This is a genomic window from Actinomycetospora chlora (genome assembly GCF_039542135.1).
Taxonomy (GTDB): Bacteria; Actinomycetota; Actinomycetes; order Mycobacteriales; family Pseudonocardiaceae; genus Actinomycetospora; species Actinomycetospora chlora.
Map to the genome: position 1 here is coordinate 71271 of NZ_BAABHO010000005.1, position 17044 is coordinate 88314.

At 75.9% G+C, this 17044-nt stretch carries 22 protein-coding genes and 1 pseudogene; 6 read left to right on the forward strand and 17 right to left on the reverse strand.

What is annotated here, in order from left to right; all coding sequences use genetic code 11:
• Window positions 1-14 precede the first annotated feature (14 nt).
• The 5 genes from yajC to ruvC form a co-directional block, all read right to left on the reverse strand.
• Window positions 15-452: a preprotein translocase subunit YajC gene (gene yajC, locus ABD994_RS04475; RefSeq protein ID WP_345411221.1), complete on the reverse strand. Its 438-nt coding sequence runs from the start codon at window positions 450-452 to the stop codon at window positions 15-17.
• Between the two features lie 69 nt (window positions 453-521).
• The gene (gene ruvB, locus ABD994_RS04480; protein ID WP_345411357.1) at window positions 522-1580 is read right to left on the reverse strand and encodes a Holliday junction branch migration DNA helicase RuvB; all 1059 of its coding nucleotides are present in this window, start codon (window positions 1578-1580) and stop codon (window positions 522-524) included.
• Window positions 1581-1630: 50 nt separating this feature from the next.
• Window positions 1631-2239, reverse strand: coding sequence for a Holliday junction branch migration protein RuvA (gene ruvA, locus ABD994_RS04485; protein WP_345411223.1), 609 nt, complete (start codon window positions 2237-2239; stop codon window positions 1631-1633).
• Between the two features lie 85 nt (window positions 2240-2324).
• Window positions 2325-3101 (reverse strand): alpha/beta fold hydrolase, encoded by a 777-nt coding sequence (locus ABD994_RS04490; RefSeq protein ID WP_345411225.1) that lies wholly within the window; start codon window positions 3099-3101, stop codon window positions 2325-2327.
• A 53-nt stretch (window positions 3102-3154) separates the two neighbouring features.
• A complete protein-coding gene (gene ruvC, locus ABD994_RS04495) occupies window positions 3155-3721 on the reverse strand; it encodes a crossover junction endodeoxyribonuclease RuvC (protein WP_345411226.1) in 567 nt (188 codons plus the stop codon).
• A gap of 170 nt (window positions 3722-3891) precedes the next feature.
• Between ruvC and ABD994_RS04500 the strand changes: the two genes are divergently transcribed.
• Window positions 3892-4401 (forward strand): nuclear transport factor 2 family protein, encoded by a 510-nt coding sequence (locus ABD994_RS04500; protein WP_345411227.1) that lies wholly within the window; start codon window positions 3892-3894, stop codon window positions 4399-4401.
• Here the strand turns inward: ABD994_RS04500 and ABD994_RS04505 are convergent, their stop codons facing one another.
• Complete coding sequence (locus tag ABD994_RS04505) at window positions 4402-5019, reverse strand: alpha-ketoglutarate-dependent dioxygenase AlkB (RefSeq protein WP_345411228.1); 618 nt, start codon at window positions 5017-5019, stop codon at window positions 4402-4404.
• 35 nt (window positions 5020-5054) lie between these two features.
• Here ABD994_RS04505 and ABD994_RS04510 point away from each other — a divergent pair, with 35 nt between their 5' ends.
• On the forward strand, window positions 5055-5321 hold the full coding sequence (locus ABD994_RS04510; RefSeq protein WP_345411229.1) for an acylphosphatase: 267 nt from the start codon (window positions 5055-5057) through the stop codon (window positions 5319-5321).
• Window positions 5318-6400 (forward strand): DNA glycosylase AlkZ-like family protein, encoded by a 1083-nt coding sequence (locus ABD994_RS04515; RefSeq protein WP_345411230.1) that lies wholly within the window; start codon window positions 5318-5320, stop codon window positions 6398-6400. Before ABD994_RS04510 ends, ABD994_RS04515 begins: the two co-directional genes overlap by 4 nt.
• Here ABD994_RS04515 and ABD994_RS04520 read toward each other — a convergent pair.
• Genes ABD994_RS04520 through ABD994_RS04530 form a run of 3 tightly spaced genes read right to left on the reverse strand, consistent with a single transcriptional unit; the run spans window position 6384 to window position 8641 of the window.
• Window positions 6384-7373 (reverse strand): endonuclease/exonuclease/phosphatase family protein, encoded by a 990-nt coding sequence (locus ABD994_RS04520; RefSeq protein WP_345411231.1) that lies wholly within the window; start codon window positions 7371-7373, stop codon window positions 6384-6386. The genes ABD994_RS04515 and ABD994_RS04520 overlap by 17 nt on opposite strands.
• Window positions 7370-7876 (reverse strand): GNAT family N-acetyltransferase, encoded by a 507-nt coding sequence (locus tag ABD994_RS04525; RefSeq protein WP_345411232.1) that lies wholly within the window; start codon window positions 7874-7876, stop codon window positions 7370-7372. Before ABD994_RS04525 ends, ABD994_RS04520 begins: the two co-directional genes overlap by 4 nt.
• 3 nt (window positions 7877-7879) lie before the next feature.
• On the reverse strand, window positions 7880-8641 hold the full coding sequence (locus ABD994_RS04530) for a YebC/PmpR family DNA-binding transcriptional regulator (protein ID WP_345411233.1): 762 nt from the start codon (window positions 8639-8641) through the stop codon (window positions 7880-7882).
• Window positions 8642-8814: 173 nt separating this feature from the next.
• On the opposite strand from ABD994_RS04530, the pseudogene ABD994_RS04535 reads away from it, so the two are divergent.
• The 3 genes and pseudogenes from ABD994_RS04535 to ABD994_RS04545 form a co-directional block, all read left to right on the forward strand.
• A pseudogene (locus tag ABD994_RS04535) lies at window positions 8815-9330 on the forward strand (PaaI family thioesterase); the annotation flags it as partial.
• 114 nt (window positions 9331-9444) lie between these two features.
• Window positions 9445-10824: a PQQ-dependent sugar dehydrogenase gene (locus ABD994_RS04540; RefSeq protein WP_345411234.1), complete on the forward strand. Its 1380-nt coding sequence runs from the start codon at window positions 9445-9447 to the stop codon at window positions 10822-10824.
• A 69-nt stretch (window positions 10825-10893) separates the two neighbouring features.
• Window positions 10894-11370: an SRPBCC family protein gene (locus ABD994_RS04545; RefSeq protein WP_345411236.1), complete on the forward strand. Its 477-nt coding sequence runs from the start codon at window positions 10894-10896 to the stop codon at window positions 11368-11370.
• On the opposite strand, the gene ABD994_RS04550 is transcribed toward ABD994_RS04545, so the two are convergent.
• The 8 genes from ABD994_RS04550 to pdxS all read right to left on the reverse strand — a co-directional run bounded on the left by ABD994_RS04550 (window position 11371) and on the right by pdxS (window position 17003).
• Complete coding sequence (locus ABD994_RS04550) at window positions 11371-11898, reverse strand: winged helix-turn-helix transcriptional regulator (protein WP_345411237.1); 528 nt, start codon at window positions 11896-11898, stop codon at window positions 11371-11373. It abuts the gene before it with no gap.
• A complete protein-coding gene (locus ABD994_RS04555) occupies window positions 11895-12992 on the reverse strand; it encodes an LLM class flavin-dependent oxidoreductase (protein ID WP_345411238.1) in 1098 nt (365 codons plus the stop codon). Before ABD994_RS04555 ends, ABD994_RS04550 begins: the two co-directional genes overlap by 4 nt.
• A gap of 10 nt (window positions 12993-13002) precedes the next feature.
• Entirely contained in the window at window positions 13003-13512 is a 510-nt protein-coding gene (locus tag ABD994_RS04560) for an SRPBCC family protein (protein WP_345411239.1), read from the reverse strand.
• Between the two features lie 57 nt (window positions 13513-13569).
• Entirely contained in the window at window positions 13570-14190 is a 621-nt protein-coding gene (gene pdxT / locus ABD994_RS04565) for a pyridoxal 5'-phosphate synthase glutaminase subunit PdxT (RefSeq protein ID WP_345411240.1), read from the reverse strand.
• 16 nt (window positions 14191-14206) lie between these two features.
• Window positions 14207-15001, reverse strand: a complete 795-nt coding sequence (locus tag ABD994_RS04570) for an SDR family oxidoreductase (protein WP_425550018.1) — start codon at window positions 14999-15001, stop codon at window positions 14207-14209.
• Window positions 15002-15089: 88 nt separating this feature from the next.
• Entirely contained in the window at window positions 15090-15545 is a 456-nt protein-coding gene (locus ABD994_RS04575; protein WP_345411242.1) for a hypothetical protein, read from the reverse strand.
• Between the two features lie 22 nt (window positions 15546-15567).
• Window positions 15568-16065: a hypothetical protein gene (locus tag ABD994_RS04580; RefSeq protein WP_345411243.1), complete on the reverse strand. Its 498-nt coding sequence runs from the start codon at window positions 16063-16065 to the stop codon at window positions 15568-15570.
• A 35-nt stretch (window positions 16066-16100) separates the two neighbouring features.
• Complete coding sequence (pdxS, locus tag ABD994_RS04585) at window positions 16101-17003, reverse strand: pyridoxal 5'-phosphate synthase lyase subunit PdxS (protein ID WP_345411244.1); 903 nt, start codon at window positions 17001-17003, stop codon at window positions 16101-16103.
• Between the last annotated feature and the right edge of the window lie 41 nt (window positions 17004-17044).

Genomic DNA, 17044 nt, shown 5'->3' on the forward strand with positions numbered 1-17044 from the left:
CGCCCCTCGAGGGGTCAGGACGTGCGGCGCGCGGCGGAGTCGGACGAGGTGTCCGCGTTGTCCGCCGCGATGTCCGCCTTCGCCGTGCCCGACCCGTTCGTGCCGGCGTCGACGACCGGCGTCGACTCGGTGGGCACCGACGACTGCGGCACGACGTCCGCGTCCTCGATCTCCTCGGGCTCGACGACGTTCTCCTCGCCCACGAGCTTCTCGCGCACCGCGGCGCGCAGCCAGGTGGTGACGACGTCGGGCGCGATCTCGACGTCGATGGTGCGCTCGTCGTCGACATCGACCACGGTGCCGCTGATGCCGGAGGTCATGACGACGACGTCGCCCACGTTCAGGGCGTTCTGCAGGCTCTGCTGCTGGGCCTCCTGCTTCTTGCGCTGCCGGCTGGAGAAGAACACCAGCCCGATCATGAGCAGGATGAGCAGCGGGAAGATCAGGTCCATCGTTCTCCGTTCACCGGGCGGGCGCGACCGTGGAGCGCCCCGCGTGTGTCCGATTCCGAGTCTGCCAGCTCAGCCGAACAGGGTCCCCTGGCCCCGCTCGTCGTCCCGCTGGTCGGACCCCGCGTCCGGCGGCTCCTGCCCGAGGTGGCGCCACGCGGCGGGCGTCGCGACCCGGCCGCGCGGGGTGCGGGCGAGCATCCCGGCGCGCACGAGGTAGGGCTCGCAGACCTCCTCGACCGTGCCCGGCTCCTCCCCCACCGCGACCGCCAGCGTGGAGACGCCGACCGGGCCGCCGCCGAACGAGCGCACGAGGGCGCCGAGCACGGCGCGGTCCAGCCGGTCGAGCCCGAGCTCGTCGACGTCGTAGACCGCCAGGGCGGCGCGGGCGACGTCGCGGGTCACCGCCCCGTCGGCGCGGACCTCCGCGTAGTCGCGCACGCGGCGCAGCAGGCGGTTCGCGATGCGGGGCGTGCCGCGCGAGCGCCCGGCGATCTCGCGGCCGCCGTCCGGGCGCAGGTCGACGTCGAGGATCAGCGCGCTGCGGCGCAGCACCAGCTCGAGATCGGACGGCTCGTAGAACTCCATGTGGCCGGTGAAGCCGAACCGGTCGCGCAGCGGGCCCGTCAGGGCCCCGGCCCGCGTCGTGGCCCCGACCAGCGTGAACGGTGCGACGTCCAGCGGGATCGACGTGGCCCCGGGCCCCTTGCCGACGACGACGTCGACCCGGAAGTCCTCCATCGCGAGGTAGAGCATCTCCTCCGCCGGCCGGGCCATGCGGTGGATCTCGTCGATGAACAGGACGTCGCCCTCGACGAGGTTGGACAGCATCGCCGCGAGGTCGCCCGCCCGCTCCAGCGCCGGGCCGGACGTGATGCGCACGGCGCTGCCGAGCTCGTGCCCGATGATCATCGCGAGGCTCGTCTTGCCCAGGCCGGGTGGGCCGGAGAGCAGCACGTGGTCCGGCGGGCGCCCGCGGCGCATCGCGCCCTGGAGCACGAGGTCGAGCTGCTCGCGCACCCGCGGCTGGCCGATGAACTCCTCGAGCCGGGCCGGCCGCAGGCGGTTCTCGAGGTCGGACTCGCCGTCGCCGGCCGTGCTCGCCAGCGCGCGCTCGAGGTCCTCGGTCAGGGGATCGTCCGCAGCGTCCCGGGTCGAGCTCCGCTGCGCTTCGTCTCCGTTCACCGCGGCCCCAGCCTCGACAGCGCGGCCCGCAGCACCGCCGACGAGTCGGCGGACCCGTCGGCGCCCAGCACCTCGTCCACGGCCTTCTCCGCGGGCTTGGCGGCGAAGCCGAGCCCGACCAGCGCCTCGACCACCTGGTCGCGCAGCGTGCCGGCCGCGACCGGGCTGGTGGGCGCCGCGCCGTCGGCGGCGTCCGCCGCGCCGGGCGGGGCCACCTTGTCCCGCAGCTCGACCACCAGGCGCTCGGCGCCCTTGCGCCCGATGCCCGGCACGCTCATGAGCGTCGTGAGGTTGCCGTCGGCCAGCGCGTGGCTCAGCGCCGCCGGGTCGAGCACCGCGAGCGTGGCCAGCGCGACCCGCGGCCCCACCCCCGAGACCGTCTGCAGCAGCAGGAACATCTCGCGCTCGGCCGCGTCGGCGAACCCGAAGAGCGTCAGCGAGTCCTCCCGCACCACCAGCGCGGTGTCGAGCCGGGCGGGCTGGCCGCGGCGCAGCCGGGCGAGCGTCGACGGCGTGGCCTGCACGGCCAGCCCGACGCCGCCGACCTCCACGACGGCGTGGTCCAGCCCGAGCGACAGCACCTCCCCGCGCACCGACGAGATCACCGCACGACCCTCCCGTCGCTCCGAGCGAACACGCGTTCGAAGGCTACCGGCCACCCCCGACGACCCCGGGGACCGCCGCGCCCCGTCACCCGAGCAGGAACTCCGCGAGCACCGGCGCCAGCACGGACGGGACCACGAAGTGCTCCTGGCCGGGCAGGGTGCGGTGCCGCGCACCCGGCACGGCCGCGGCGAGCGCGGCCACGGCGTCGCGCACCCACGCGGGGCTCGCCCCGCCGTCGAGGGCGAGCAGCGGGACGGCGAGGTGGGCGAGCCGATCGGCGGGCAGGACGTCGCGCACGACGAGCGCGACGTCGTGGGGCAGCGAGGGCGCGAGCGCGACCGTGCCGGCCCAGAAGGGGGTGGTGCGCAGCCGCTCCACGGGAGCCGGCGCGGCGGCCGGGAAGCCGCCGAGGAAGGTCGCGGCCGCGTCGCCCGGGCGGCCGTCGCGCAGGGCGGCGAGGGTGACCGCGGCCAGCGCGTCCCGGGGATCGGCGGGCGGGCCGGGAAGGCGCCACGGCGGCTCGTGGGCCACGACGCGCGCGGCCGGCACGCCGCGCATCACCGCCTCGAGGGCGAGCGCCGCCCCGGCGGAGTGGGCGTAGTGCCCCGGGGTGCCGCCCGCCCGGTCGGTGGCCGCGGCGGTGACGGCGGCCAGGTCGGCCACCTCCGCGGCCACGAGCGCGTCGCCGCCCGGCCCGAGGGGGTCGACCGCGGGGTCGGGCGTGCCCCCGCTGTCGCCGCGTCCACGCCGGTCCCAGACGTGGACGGTCGCCCGGTCGGCGAGCGCCGCCGCCAGCACCCGGACGCTCGCCCGACCCTGCAGCGCGCCGGTCGTGATCACCAGCGGCGGGCCCTGCCCCACCGACTCGACGGCGATCCGCGTGCCGTCGGCGGAGGTGACGTGCTCGGTGCGGCTCAGCGGGCGGCCTTCTGGGCGGCCTTGAGACGCGCGCGGTGGCGCTTGGCCACCTCCGCGGCGCGCGCCTCCGCCTCGGCCATGCGCGCGATCATCGGGGCGCGCCAGCAGTGGCAGACCGCGAGCGCGAGGGCGTCGGCGGCGTCGGCGGGACGCGGCGCCGTCTCCAGCGCCAGCACCCGCGTGACCATGGCCGTCACCTGCTCCTTGCCCGCCCGCCCCGAGCCCGTGACGGCCGCCTTGACCTCGCTCGGCGTGTGGAACGCGACCGGCAGCCCGGCGCGGCCCGCGATCAGCGCGACCACCCCGCCGACCTGCGCCGTCCCCATCACCGTGCGCACGTTGTGCTGGGCGAAGACCCGCTCGACGGCCACGACGTCGGGCCGGTGCCGGGCGATCCACGCCTCGACGGCGTCGGCGACGGCGCCGAGCCGGTCGGCGACCGCGTCCTCGGGCGGGGTGCGGACCACGTCGACGGCCAGCGCGCGCACGGCCCGCCCGCCGCTGCCCTCGACGACGCCGAGGCCGCAGCGCGTCAGCCCGGGGTCGACGCCCAGCACCCGCATGGCCGGGACGCTACGCGGCGCCCGGCCCCGTTCAGGCCGTCGTCCCCCTCCCCCGGCGTGTCCCGGGCCTGCGGTGGTGGTCACCCCGCCCCCACGGTCGCTGTCGATCTCCCCCGTGACCGTGGGGGCGACCTGATCACCCGGCGCCCCGCGCGGACGTCCGACTCGGCATGCTGATCGCGACCCGCCCGCGCGTGAGGAGGAGCGAACCCGTGAGCAGCCCGACCGAGGAGCCCCGACCGCCGTTCCCGCCGTTCGACGAGGAGTCGGCGCGGGCGAAGGTCCTCGCCGCCGAGAACGCGTGGAACACCCGCGACCCCCAGAAGGTCGCACTGGCGTACACGCTCGACACCGTGTGGCGGAACCGCGACGAGTGGGTCACCGGGCGCGCGGAGGTCGTCGACTTCCTGACCCGCAAGTGGGAGCGCGAGCGCGACTACGTGCTGCGCAAGTCGCTGTGGACCTTCGGCGGCCACCGCATCGCCGTGCGCTTCCAGTACGAGTGTCGCGACGCCGCCGGCCAGTGGTGGCGCAGCTACGGCAACGAGAACTGGGAGTTCGCCGAGAACGGCCTCATGCGCCGCCGCGAGGCGAGCATCAACGACCTGCGGATCGCCGAGGAGGACCGCCGGCTGCACGGCCCGCGACCCGATGGCGACACCAGCGAGATCCCGATCTAGCTACGGCCGCGGGCCCGGGTCGTCGTGCCGGAACGTGACGCTGACGCGCGGGCCGGCACCGGGCCACTTGGGCACGGTGTGCTGCCAGTCGTGCTGGCAGCGCCCGCCCATGACCAGGAGGTCGCCGCCCGCGACCGTCAGCCGCGTCGAGGCGCCCCCGCCCACCGGCCGCAGCCCGAAGCGCCGCGGCGCCCCCAGCGACACGATCGCGACGATCGGGGCGGCGTGGGTGAACCGCACGCGATCGCCGTGCCAGGCCACCGAGTCGTCGCCGTGGCGGTAGAAGTTGCACCCCACGCGGTCGAACCGGACGCCGTAGCGCTCCGAGAGCGCGGCGGCGACGGCCGGCATGGGGTCCGGCGCCTCATCGATGCGCCAGCCGCACGTCAACCGGGGCTCCATCACGTCCTGGTCGTACATCCGGCGGCGCCGCTGACCCCACGGCGCGTCGGCCACGATCGCGTCGAACCACGCGTCGGCGCCCGCGAGCCAGTCCGGGGCCAGGTCGACCCACGAGCGCTCGTCCAGCACGATGCGACGCGGGACGACCGCCGGATCCACCGCCGGGGGCTGCGCCTCGTCGCCCCCGAAGAGCGAGGGCGTCCACGCGGCGGTCACCGATCCAGTAGAACACACGTTCGAGGAGGAGCGCGATGCAGAGCAGGCACCTCGTCGTCCACGGGCACGTGCAGGGCGTCTTCTACCGCCAGAGCGCGCAGGACACCGCGGGCGACCTCGGCGTCGCGGGGTGGGTGCGCAACCGCGACGACGGCACCGTCGAGATGGTCGTCGAGGGTGACGACCAGGCCGTCGAGATGATGGTCGCGTGGGCTCGCGAGGGCTCCCCCCAGGCGCGGGTCGACGGCGTCGACGTCACCGAGACCGAGCCGCAGGGGCTGCGGTCGTTCGACCAGGCGTGAACCCCACGACCGCCCAGGTCCGGCGGTTCCGTCTGCGCCGCCAGTTCCTCGCCGACCGCGACGGGGACGGTCCGGTCGGGATCGCCCGCCGGCTGCTCGGCGTCCAGGCCCAGGTCCCGTCGGCGGCGGCGCAGGCCGTCGCCTCCCGCACCGCGACGGGCACGGCCGACGACGGGGCCGTCGACGCGGCGCTCGCGGCGGGCACGCTCGTGCGCACGTGGGCCGCGCGCGGCACGCTGCACCTGCTGGCCGCCGACCAGGCCCCGGCCCTGCTCGCGCTGCTGGCCTCGGCCCGCTCGTGGGACAAGGGCTCCTGGCAGCGCGAGTTCGCCACCGCCGAGCAGATGCGGGCCCTGGAGACGGCGGTGGTCGAGGCGCTCGCCGGCGAGCCGCTGACCCGCGAGGAGCTCGGCGCCGCCCTGGTCGCGCACAGCGGCCACGTCGACCTGTCCGGCGCGCTGGGCTCCGGCTGGGGGACCGTGCTCAAGCCGCTGGCCTGGCAGGGGCTGCTCTGCCACGGCCCGCCCGACGGCCGGCGCGTGACGTTCACCAGCCCGGCCCGCGCGCTGCCCGGCTGGCCCGGGCTCCCCGACCCCGACACCGCCGCCCGCACGGTGATCCCGGCCTTCCTCGCCGCGCACGGCCCGGCCACCCCCGAGGCGTTCGACGCCTGGCTGCTGCGCGGCGGGACGAGGAAGGCGCGGCTGCGGGGCTGGTTCGACGCGCTGGTCGCCGACGGGACGCTCACCCGCGTCGAGGTCGACGGCGAGACCCGCCACGCCCGTACCGAGGACCTCGACGACCTGGCGGCCGCGGCGCCGGTCGGCCTGCGGCTGCTCGGCCCGTTCGACCCGTACGTGCTCGGCGCGGGCACCGCCGACCCCGACGTCGTCCCGCCCGACCGCCGCCGCGACGTCAGCCGCACGGCCGGCTGGATCGCGCCGGTGGTGGTCGACGACGGCCGTGTCGTGGGCACGTGGGACCTCGAGGACGGCACCGTCTCGCCGTTCGACGGGACGCTCGGCGACCTCGACGGCGAGCGGGCCGTCTGGCGCCGGGTCCTCAGGCGCCCGGGCTGACGACCGTCCCCGGCCGCGGGACGAGCACGGTCACCACGAGCCCCTCGTGGTCGGTCGACGGCACGCGGTGGGTCGCCACCGCGACGGCCGACGCCGGCCCGGACAGCAGGACGTGGTCGATGGCCGCGAACGGCGGCACGGGCGCGTCCGTGGGCCAGGTGCCGTCCAGCGCCGCGCCCCGCTCGCCCGCGGCGTCCCGCCACCCGGTGGCGAGGTACTCCCGCAGCGGCCGGTGGTCGAGCGTGGCGTTGAGGTCCCCGATGACCAGCCGGGGCGGGCCGTCGAGGGACGCCGGGGCGGGCAGGTCGCGGATCTCGCGGGCCCAGCCCTCGGGGTCGCCGCGGAACACCGGCGCGGCCGGGTGCGCGACGACGACGTCGACGGGCCCCGGCGGGGCCATCACCCGGGCCGTGACCTGCGTGAACACCCCGGGCCGGAGCACCAGCCCCGACGGCGCCAGCGGGTGGCGGGCGGCGAGCGCGGTGCCGCCCGCGCCCTCGCGCGCCATCGACGCGCGGAAGGGCAGCTCGGTGCCCAGACCGGCCGCGTCGAGGGCCTCCTCGGCCCCGGGCGTGACCTCCTGCAGGCCGAGGACGTCGACGCGCTGCTCCCGCACCAGCGCGACGATCGCCGCGGGGTCCGCCCGCCCGAACTGCATGTTCACCGTGGCCACCACGACCGGCCCGGTGGTCGGGCCGGGGCGCAGCACCGGGTCGCCGTCGGGCACCGCGCGCGGGACGACGACGGCGGCGAGCACGACCGCCGCGGCGAGGGCGAGCGCCCCCGCGGCCCAGCGGCGCAGCAGCAGGGTCACCGCCGCCACCAGCACCGCCACGGCCGTCACCGGCGGGGTCAGCGGCAGCAGCACGAACACCGTCTGCGACCACGACGGCGCCCACAGCCAGAGCACGGCCCACCCGGCGACGGCGATCGCGGCGAGCCACGCCAGGCCGCTCAGGGCACGGGACCTCACCGCGGGGCCAGCCGCTCCATCCGCAGGAGCTCGACGCCCGCGCTGTCGGTCAGGCGCCCGGTCTCCTCGTAGCCCGCGCGGCGGTAGAGCCGCAGGTTCTCGTCGCTGCGCGCGCCGGTGACCAGCCACGTCACGTCGCCCGCGGCCAGCTCGGCGTGGGCCCGCTCCATCAGGGCGCGGCCGACGCCGTGCCCCTGGGCGTCCGGGGCGACGGAGTAGCGGGCGAGCTCGACGCACCCGGTGCCGGTGCCGACCCCCCCGCCGGTGTCACAGCCGCGCAGCCGCACCGACCCGATCAGCCGCGGCCCGGTCCACGCGCCGAACGCGCGCACGTCGGGGCGCTGGAGATCGGCCGCGAGCTCGGCGACCGACTCGCGCAGCGGCGGGATCTCGGTGGTGCCGTAGCGGCGGGCCTCCGAGAGGTACGCCGCGTACTGGACGGTCAGGGCCTCGCCCGCGTCGGCCGCGCCCAGCACGGCCACGACGCACGGCGCGGGCGACATCCGTCAGCCGACCTCGGCCATGACCTCGTCGGAGGCGTCGAAGTTCGAGTAGACGTTCTGGACGTCGTCGGAGTCCTCGAGCGCGTCGATGATCCGCAGGACCTTCCGCGCGCCGTCCGCGTCGACCTCGACGTTCATCGTCGGCACGAACGAGACCTCGGACGAGTCGTAGTCCAGGCCCGCGTCCTGCAGCGCGCTGCGCACCGCGACGAGGTCCGACGGGTCGGTGAGCACCTCGAAGCTCTCGCCGTAGTCGTTGACCTCCTCGGCGCCGGCCTCGAGCACCGCGAGCAGCACGTCGTCCTCGGCGAGCTCGCCGCCGCCCTGCGCCTTCGGGACGATGATGACGCCCTTGCGGTTGAACAGGTACGCCACGGAGCCCGGGTCGGCCATGGCGCCGCCGTTGCGGTTCATCGCCGTGCGGACCTCGCCGGCGGCGCGGTTCTTGTTGTCGGTGAGACACTCGACGAGCACCGCGACGCCGCCCGGGGCGTAGCCCTCGTAGGTGATGGCCTGGTACTCGGCGCCCCCGGCCTCGGCACCCGAGCCGCGCTTGACGGCGCGGTCGATGTTGTCGTTGGGCACCGACGTCTTCTTCGCCTTCTGGATGGCGTCGTAGAGCGTGGGGTTGGCCGCGGGGTCGCCGCCGCCGGTGCGCGCCGCGACCTCGATGTTCTTGATCAGCTTGGCGAACATCTTGCCGCGCTTCGCATCGATCGCGGCCTTCTTGTGCTTGGTGGTCGCCCACTTGGAGTGGCCGCTCATCGTTCCCGCCCTTCGTCTCGCACGCACCGCTCCCGGGATGGTCGTGGCCGCACCCCGGCCGGCGCTGGTGGCGGTGTCCGCCGCGCACGCTTCCGACGGTCCAGTCTACCGAGGTCCCCCGACGGCGGACGGGACGGTACGGTGCGGGGACATCTGGGTCCCGATCAGATACCCAGCCCGGCCCGAGGAGCCCCGTGGACACCACGACGCGCGAGCGCACCCACCACTGGTCCGACCCGCGCGACCTCGCGGCCGCCGCGACCGGCCGCAGCGGCCTGGACTTCCTGCGGGCCATGGCCGACGGGACGCTCCCGCCGCCGCCGATCATGACGCTCGTGGGCGCGGCGGTGGAGTCCGTCGAGCCCGGCCGCGTCGTGTTCACCGTCGAGCCCGCCGAGTACCACTACAACCCGATCGGCTCGGTGCACGGCGGGATCTACGCCACGCTGCTCGACTCGGCCGCCGGGTGCGCCGTGCACTCGACGCTCGAGGCCGACGTCGCCTACACGAGCCTCGACCTCAACGTGAAGTTCCTGCGCCGCCTCACCGCGGACTCCGGCACGAGCCGGGCCACCGGGTACGTCGTGCACGCCGGCCGGAGCACCGCGCTGGCCCGCGCGGAGCTCGTCGACGGGGCCGGGCGGCTGGTCGCCGAGGCGACGTCGAGCTGTTTGATCCTGCGCGGGTGATCCGGGGCCCGGGCGAGCGGTGATCGTCGCGGTGTGGTGCGCTGGCCGCGGTCCCCGGCGTCGAGGCGAAGAGGCGGCATGGCTGGCGGGAGACGGAGCCGATCCCTGCTGACGGTGGCGGCCGCGGCGCTCCTCGCGCTCGCCGCCGCGTGCGGCGGGGCCGCCGACCCACCGCCCGGACCGCCCACCGGGCCCCCCGACCCGGCCCGCACGGCGTCCGCCGGCCCCACCGGCGGGGAGGGCCCGGCACCCTCGGGCGCCGCCACCGAGGGCCTGGTCCCGACGCCGGTCACGGTGCCGGCGGGCATGACCGCCGAGCCGTTCGACGTGGCCCGGCAGGCCCTCGTCCCCCGCGGCTGGTCGATCGCCGTGTGGGCCCGCGTCCCCGGCGCGCGGCTCGAGGCGTTCGCCCCCGACGGCGCGCTGCTGGTCTCGCGCCCGGGGTCCGGCGAGGTCGTCCGCCTCGTCCCCGGCCCGTCCGGCCCCACCAGCACGACGCTGGTCAGCGGCCTGACCCAGCCCCACGGCCTGACCTTCGTCGGCTCGACCCTCTACGTCGCCGAGAGCAACGCCGTGCGCTCCTACCCGTACTCCGGCGGGACCCTCGGCGACCCGACGACGATCGTCGAGGACCTGCCCGATGCCCGCAGCCCGGACCTGCGCGGCGCGTACGCGCACGCCCTCAAGAGCGTCGCGGTCGGCCCCGACGGCTCGGTGTACGTGTCGGTGGGCTCCACCGGCAACGTCTCCCCGCAGGACCGCGAGTCGACGCCGCAACGGGCGTCGATCCTGCGGGTGCCGCCGGGCGGCGGGCCCGCCGAGCCGTACGCCCGCGGCGTGCGCAACGGCACCGGCCTCGCGATCGCCCCCGACGGCGCCGTCTGGACCGCGGTCAACAACCGCGACAACATCCCGTTCCCGTACGACCGCCCCTACGGCGACGACGACGGCTCGGCGCGCGGGCGCGTCATCCCCGACTACGTCGACGACCACCCGCCCGAGGAGCTCGCCCGGCTCTACCCGGGCCGCGACGTCGGCTGGCCGTACTGCAACCCGGACCCGGACGTGAACCCCGGCGTGCCGAACAGCGCGATCGACCCGTCCGACGTCCCCTTCGTCGCCGACGCCGAGACCAACGCCGACGGACGCGCCCTCGACTGCCGGTCGCTCACGCCGATCGAGCAGACCATGGGGGCCCACTCGGCCCCGCTGGGGCTCGCGTTCGGCACGCTCCCGGCGCCCTACGGCCAGGGCGCGCTCGTCGGCGTGCACGGGTCGTGGAACCGCCAGACCCCGCGCGCCCCCGAGGTGTCCTTCTACTCGTGGCGGGGCGGCACGCTCGACGGCCAGCGCACCCTCGTCGGCGGCTTCCAGGGTCCCGACGGGTCGCGCTGGGGACGCCCCGTGGCCGCCGTCCAGGGTCCCGACGGCGCGGTCTACGTCAGCGACGACGGCGCCGACGCCGTCTACCGGCTGGCGCCGCCCGGCCGATAGGGCCCAACCGTTTGGTGGATCGGTGCGCCGGGCACGTGACGGGCGACACCTGACCCAGCGGAGGGACCCATGAGCGACGACAGCGTGACCGTCACCCGGACCGTCGACGCGAAGCCCGACCGGATCTTCGCGATCCTCGCGGAGCCCGGGCGTCACCACGAGTTCGACGGCGCCGGGATGCTCCAGGGCGTCGACGGCAACGCGACCGTCAGCGGCGTCGGCGACCAGTTCGTCATGAACATGCGCCAGGACGCGCTGGGCGACTACCAGATGCTCAACACCGTGACGGCCTACGAGCAGGACCGCGAGATCGGCTGGGCGCCGCAGCTGCACCCGCTGGACGGCTACACCGACAAGCTCGGCGACGTCACCGCCAAGGGTCACACCTGGACCTGGCGGCTCGAGCCGTCGGGCAACGGCACCGAGGTCACGCAGGTCTACGACTGGAGCGGCGTCGAGGACGACCAGTTCCGCGGCTTCTTCCCGATGGTCACCGAGGAGCAGATGGCGCAGACGATCGACAAGGTCGCCGACGCCGCACAGTGATCACTCCGGGGGTGCGGGCCGCGCCGCCGGGGCAGCTCCGCTCCGCTGCGTGCCCGAGACCCGCGCCCCCGGCCCCGGCGTGCTGCGCACCCGGTCCTGCGTGCCGAGGCGGTGACCCGCGGCGCACTCCGCCACCAGCTCGACCGGCTCCCCGCAGCCCTCGTGGCGCACCACCACGGGCGGGCCGTCGCCGTCACCGCGGTGGCGGTCGCCCCACGCCATCAGCGCCATGAGCGCCGGCCGCAGCTCGAGGCACGCCGCGGTGGGCCGGTACTCCCGCCGCGTCCGGCGGCCCGGCTCGCGGTACTCCGCGGTCTCCACCAGCCCGTTCTCCGCGAGCACGGCCAGCCGGCGGGTCAGCACCGTCCGCGCGATCCCGAGGTGCGCGACGAGGTCGTCGAACCGGCGCACGCCGTGCAGCAGGTCGCGCACCACGAGCACCGTCCACGGCTCGCCGAGCACGGCCATCGTGCGGGCGATGGAGCACGTGCTGCTGTCGAGGTCGCGCCAGCGCAGGGCCTCGGTCATCCCACACCGTCCCCGATGGCTCCAGCTCCCCCATCGGCGTGCTCCCCTTGACGCTCCGTGTCGCGGACCAGCTCGATCGCCCGCCCCAGCGTGTCCAACCGCTCGGAGAGGTCGGCGCCCGCCGGGTAGAGCCGCACCGTGGTGATCCCGGCGTCGCGCCACGCCCGCAGGCGCTCGCGGACACCGTCCTCGGTGCCGATCAGCGTCGTGGCCGCGACCATCGCCCGCGGGACGGCCTGCGCCGCGGCGTCGCGGCGCCCCTCCTGCCAGAGCGAGCGCACCTCGGCGGCCACGTCGGCGAAGCCCTGGCGGGCGTAGGCGTCGTGGTAGAAGTTCCGGCTCGCCGAGCCCATCCCGCCGAGGCTGAACGCCAGGCCCGCGCGGCGCGCGTCGAGCATCGCCGCGAGCTCGTCGGGGTCCCGGGCGAACGCGACCTCGGCGCCCTGGCAGAGGTCGAGGTCGGCGAGCCGCCGCCCGGCCGCCGCGGCCCCGGCGGCGAGCGGCTCGAGGGAGGCGGCGGCGCCCTCGGGGACGAAACTCGTGCCCAGCCAGCCGTCCGCGACCTCGCCGGTGAGCCGCAGCATCCGCGGCGAGAGCGTTGCGAGGTAGATCGGGACGGGCTCCTCGGCCGTCACCGACACCCGCATCGGGCGCGCCTCGCCGCCGGGCAGCGGCAGCACCACGTGGCGGCCGTCGTAGGTGACCTTCTCCCCCGCCATCACCCGCCGCACGACCTCGACGGTCTCGCGCATCCGCCCGAGCGGGTGGGCGAACGGGACGCCGTGCAGCCCCTCGACCACCTGCGGGCCGGAGCTGCCCAGGCCCAGCAGGAAGCGGCCCTCCGACATCGCCTGCAGCGTCAGCGCGGTCTGCGCGATCAGCGCCGGCGTGCGCGTGCCGACCTGCACGACACCCGAGCCGAGCAGCATCCGCTCGGTGCGCGCGGCGAGGAAGCCCAGCGGCGACGGCGCGTCGGAACCCCAGGCCTCGGCCACCCAGCACACGTCGAGCCCGAGACGCTCGGCCTCGACGACGAGGTCGACCGTCTCGCCCCACGGCGCCCCGGACGCCTCGACGGTGGTCGCGGTGCGCATCAGCTCCGCCTCACGACTCGGCGCGCTCCTTGATCCCGGCCAGGGTCCGCTCGATGCTCTGCTGCCACTCCCGGCAGCGACCGGCGACGATGCGCTCCTCCTTGTCGGGCATGCGCTCGATGGCCGCGTTCAGGTTCGACCGGCCCGGTCCCATGCGGACCCACTGCCGCAGCTCCGTACCGCCGTCGGCCGGGGTGAGGGTGAAGCGCCACAGCGCCGTGGGGTTCTCGGTGTCCATCACCGCCCAGGCGAAGCGGCGCTCCTCGTCGCACTCGACGACCGTCGAGACCGTCTCCCACTCCCCCGCCTTCGGATGGGAGTTCCGTCCCCGGAAGCGGTGCCCGACGGCGGGCGTCGCGCCGTCCCCGGGACCCTCCGGGGCCGGGAGCCAGTGCGCCTCCTGCAACTCCTCGGAGGTCTCGGCGACGAGGTGGATGTCGCACACGAGCGGCCACACCCGCGCCGGCGGCGCGTCGACGTGGACGGCGGCCTCGACGGTGGGGCCATCGGCGTAGCGCATCGCCGCAGCGTACCGACCTGGGTCCACTCCCGACACCCAGACCTGCGTGCAGAGGGATCAGCTCGCGGCCGCGTACTCCCGCACGCGGCGCAGGAACAGGTCGTGCAGGCGGGCGTCGCCGGTCTGCTCGGGGTGGAACGCCGTGGCCATCACCGCGCCCTGGCGGACGGCGACGACCTTGCCCGACGCCTCGCCCCGCACCGAGCCCGGGACGCGCGCGAGCACCTCGACGCCGCGCCCGGTCGACTCCACCCACGGCGCCCGGATGAACACCGCGCGCACGGGCCCGCCGGCCACGCCGGTGACGGCGAGGTCGGCCTCGAACGACTGCACCTGGCGGCCGAAGGCGTTGCGGCGCACGGTGATGTCGAGCGCGCCGAGCTGGTGCTGGTCCGGGCGGCCGTCGATGGCCTCGCGGGCGAGCAGGATCATGCCCGCGCAGGAGCCGAACGCCGGCATCCCGGCACGCAGGCGCTCGCGCAGCGGCTCCAGCAGCTCGACGGCCTCGAGCAGCTTCGACAGCGTCGTCGACTCCCCGCCCGGCAGCACCAGGCCCGCCACGTCGGCGAGCTCCGAGGGCCGGCGCACCGGGCGCGCCTCCGCGCCGCAGGCGCGCAGCGCGTCGAGGTGCTCGGGGACGTTGCCCTGCAGGGCCAGGACGCCGACGGGGGTGCTCACGCCTCCAGTGTAGGAATCACAGGATCGGCGTCCCGCCCGTGACCGCGATCCGGGCACCGGAGACGTAGCTGGCCTCGTCGGAGGCGAGCATGACGTAGACCGGCGCGAGCTCGACGGGCTGGCCGGGCCGGCCCAGCGGGGTGTCCTGACCGAACCCCGCGACGTCCTCGGCAGGCATCGTCGCCGGGATGAGCGGCGTCCAGATCGGGCCCGGGGCGACGCTGTTCGCCCGGATGCCGCGGTCGCCGTACTGCCGGGCGAGGGCGGCGGTGAAGTTCGCGATGCCGGCCTTCGTGGCGTCGTAGGCGATGAGCCCGGGCGGCGGGTTGTCGGAGTTCACCGACGTCGTGTTGACGATCGACCCGCCCGGCCCCATGTGCGGCAGCGCCGCCTTCGTCACGTGGAACAGCGCGTCGAGGTTGGTCGCGACCGTGCGGTCCCACTCCTCGTCGGGCACGTCCTCCAGGCGCGCGCGGACCATCTGGAACGCGGCGTTGTTGACCAGCACGTCGATCCGGCCGAACGCCTCGACGGTGCGGGCGACGAGGTCGCGGCACGCCTGCGGGTCGGTGAGGTCGCCGGGCAGGCGCACGGCGGTCCGCCCGGCCTCGCCGACCAGGCGCTCGACCTCCTTGCCGTCGGCCTCCTCGGCCGGCAGGTGCCCGAACGCGACGTCGGCACCCTCCCGGGCGAACGCGATCGCGACGGCCCGGCCGATGCCGCTGTCCCCGCCGGTGATCAGCGCGACCTTGCCGGCGAGCCGGCCGCTACCGCGGTAGCTCTCCTCGCCGCAGTCGGCGGGCGGGGTCATCCGGTGCTCGAACCCGGGGTGCTCCTGCTGGTGTCCCGTCACGCCCCCGGGGGTCACCGATCGGGGCGCCGGGCATGCACCGGTCCGGCTAACCCCCGCTGCCGCCCGGGTCGCCGTAGCGGGCGCGGTACTCGTCGATGTGCTGGGAGGCGCACATCCGCTCCTCGTGCTGGCCCTGCGCCTGCGCCATGCACTCGTCGAGCGTGAGGCCCTCGCCGAACGTGCCGATGCCGAGCAGCGCCGGCACGACCAGCCAGGCCCCGATGATCAGCCCGATCAGGGCGAGGACGAACCCGCTGAGCGACATGGCGCCGTTGCGGTGCGGATCGTGGAACGCGCGGCGCGCGCCGATGAAGCCGACCACCAGGCCGAGGAGCCCCAGCACGAGGGCCGTCCAGGCGAGCCAGTCCATCCCCGACCACAGCGCGGCGGTCAGGCCCGTGCCGGTGGCGACGAGACCGAGGGCGAGAGCGCCGGTGCCGAGCCCGCCGTCGCGCTCACGCGGGTCGGCGCCCTGGCGGGCCGGAGGTGAGGCGGACGTCATGGCGGCATCGTGCCACCGACCGCTACTCCGCCGCGTTCGGGTAGCGCTGGTTGAACTCCTGCAGGTGCTGCGACTTGCACATGTGCATCTCGCGCGCGGACGTCGACTGGGCCATGCACTGGTCGAGCGTCAGGCCGTCGCCGAACTGCCCGGTGCCGAACAGCGTCGGCCACACGACGATCGCGCCCACCACGAGCCCGATCAGGCCGGTGACGAGGCCGCCGAGGGACGACGCGCCGTCGGTGGCCAGGTTGTGGAACGCGCGCCGCGCGCCGAGGTAGCCCGCGACGATCGCGGGCAGGCCCAGGACGACGCCCGCCCAGCCCGTCCAGCACGTCGCCGCGGCGAGCAGACCGAGCACCAGGGCCGGCAGGCCCATGCCGTTGCGCTGCGCCGGCTCCTCGACCTCGGGAGCGTCGTCGGCGGGCCGGCGGCGCGGGCGCGGGGGCACCGGGGGTGCCGGGGTGGGCTCGACGGCGCGGAGCTGTTCGGTGCGCGCCTCGGGATCGGCAGCACTCACGGACCGATGGTCCCACGCGGCCCCGCGACCGCCGCTCACCACCCGCGCGTGGCGAGCCGCTCGTGCTCGGGCATGTCGGCCGTCGTGCGCCCGACCATCGCCTCGCCGAGCCCCGCCGAGACCTTGGCGATGACGTCGGGGTCGTCGTGGAACGTCGTGGCCCGCACGATCGCCTCGGCGCGGCGGGCCGGGTCGCCGGACTTGAAGATGCCCGAGCCCACGAACACGCCCTCGGCGCCCAGCTGCATCATCATCGCGGCGTCGGCCGGGGTGGCGATGCCGCCCGCGGTGAACAGCACCACCGGCAGGCGCCCGGCCTCGGCGACCTCCTGCACGAGCGCCACCGGCGCGCGCAGCTCCTTGGCCGCCGCGTAGAGCTCCTGGGCGTCCATCCGCGACAGCGCCCGGATCTCCGAGCGGATCGCGCGCATGTGCCGCGTGGCCTCGACGACGTTGCCCGTGCCGGCCTCACCCTTGGAGCGGATCATCGCCGCGCCCTCGCCGATGCGCCGCAGCGCCTCGCCGAGGTTGGTCGCACCGCAGACGAAGGGGACGGTGAACGCCCACTTGTCGATGTGGTGGGCCTCGTCGGCGGGCGTGAGCACCTCGGACTCGTCGACGTAGTCGACGCCGATCGACTGCAGCACCTGCGCCTCGACGAAGTGCCCGATGCGGGCCTTGGCCATGACGGGGATCGAGACCGCCTCGACGATGCCGGCGACCATGTCCGGGTCCGACATGCGGGCCACGCCGCCCTGGGCGCGGATGTCCGCGGGCACGCGCTCGAGGGCCATGACGGCGACGGCGCCGGCGTCCTCGGCGACCTTCGCCTGCTCGGGCGTGACCACGTCCATGATCACGCCGCCCTTGAGCATGTCGGCGAGGCCGCGCTTGACCCCTCCGGTGCCGGTGGCGGGGACGGGCTCGGGCCTGGTCACGGTGTGGTCCTCCGGATGCGTACGACGTCGACGTCCACCGA

Excerpts from the sequence above, each read along its gene's own strand:
- ABD994_RS04545 (WP_345411236.1), top strand. The coding sequence starts at position 10,894 with ATGAGCGACGACAGCGTGACCGTCACCCGGACCGTCGACGCGAAGCCC.
- ABD994_RS04500 (WP_345411227.1), top strand. The coding sequence starts at position 3,892 with ATGCTGATCGCGACCCGCCCGCGCGTGAGGAGGAGCGAACCCGTGAGC.
- ABD994_RS04560 (WP_345411239.1), bottom strand. The coding sequence starts at position 13,512 with ATGCGCTACGCCGATGGCCCCACCGTCGAGGCCGCCGTCCACGTCGAC.
- ABD994_RS04525 (WP_345411232.1), bottom strand. The coding sequence starts at position 7,876 with ATGTCGCCCGCGCCGTGCGTCGTGGCCGTGCTGGGCGCGGCCGACGCG.
- ABD994_RS04575 (WP_345411242.1), bottom strand. The coding sequence starts at position 15,545 with ATGACGTCCGCCTCACCTCCGGCCCGCCAGGGCGCCGACCCGCGTGAG.
- ABD994_RS04510 (WP_345411229.1), top strand. The coding sequence starts at position 5,055 with ATGCAGAGCAGGCACCTCGTCGTCCACGGGCACGTGCAGGGCGTCTTC.
- ruvC (WP_345411226.1), bottom strand. The coding sequence starts at position 3,721 with ATGCGGGTGCTGGGCGTCGACCCCGGGCTGACGCGCTGCGGCCTCGGC.
- yajC (WP_345411221.1), bottom strand. The coding sequence starts at position 452 with ATGGACCTGATCTTCCCGCTGCTCATCCTGCTCATGATCGGGCTGGTG.
- ABD994_RS04570 (WP_425550018.1), bottom strand. The coding sequence starts at position 15,001 with ATGACCCCGCCCGCCGACTGCGGCGAGGAGAGCTACCGCGGTAGCGGC.
- ABD994_RS04550 (WP_345411237.1), bottom strand. The coding sequence starts at position 11,898 with ATGACCGAGGCCCTGCGCTGGCGCGACCTCGACAGCAGCACGTGCTCC.
- ABD994_RS04555 (WP_345411238.1), bottom strand. The coding sequence starts at position 12,992 with ATGCGCACCGCGACCACCGTCGAGGCGTCCGGGGCGCCGTGGGGCGAG.
- ABD994_RS04530 (WP_345411233.1), bottom strand. The coding sequence starts at position 8,641 with ATGAGCGGCCACTCCAAGTGGGCGACCACCAAGCACAAGAAGGCCGCG.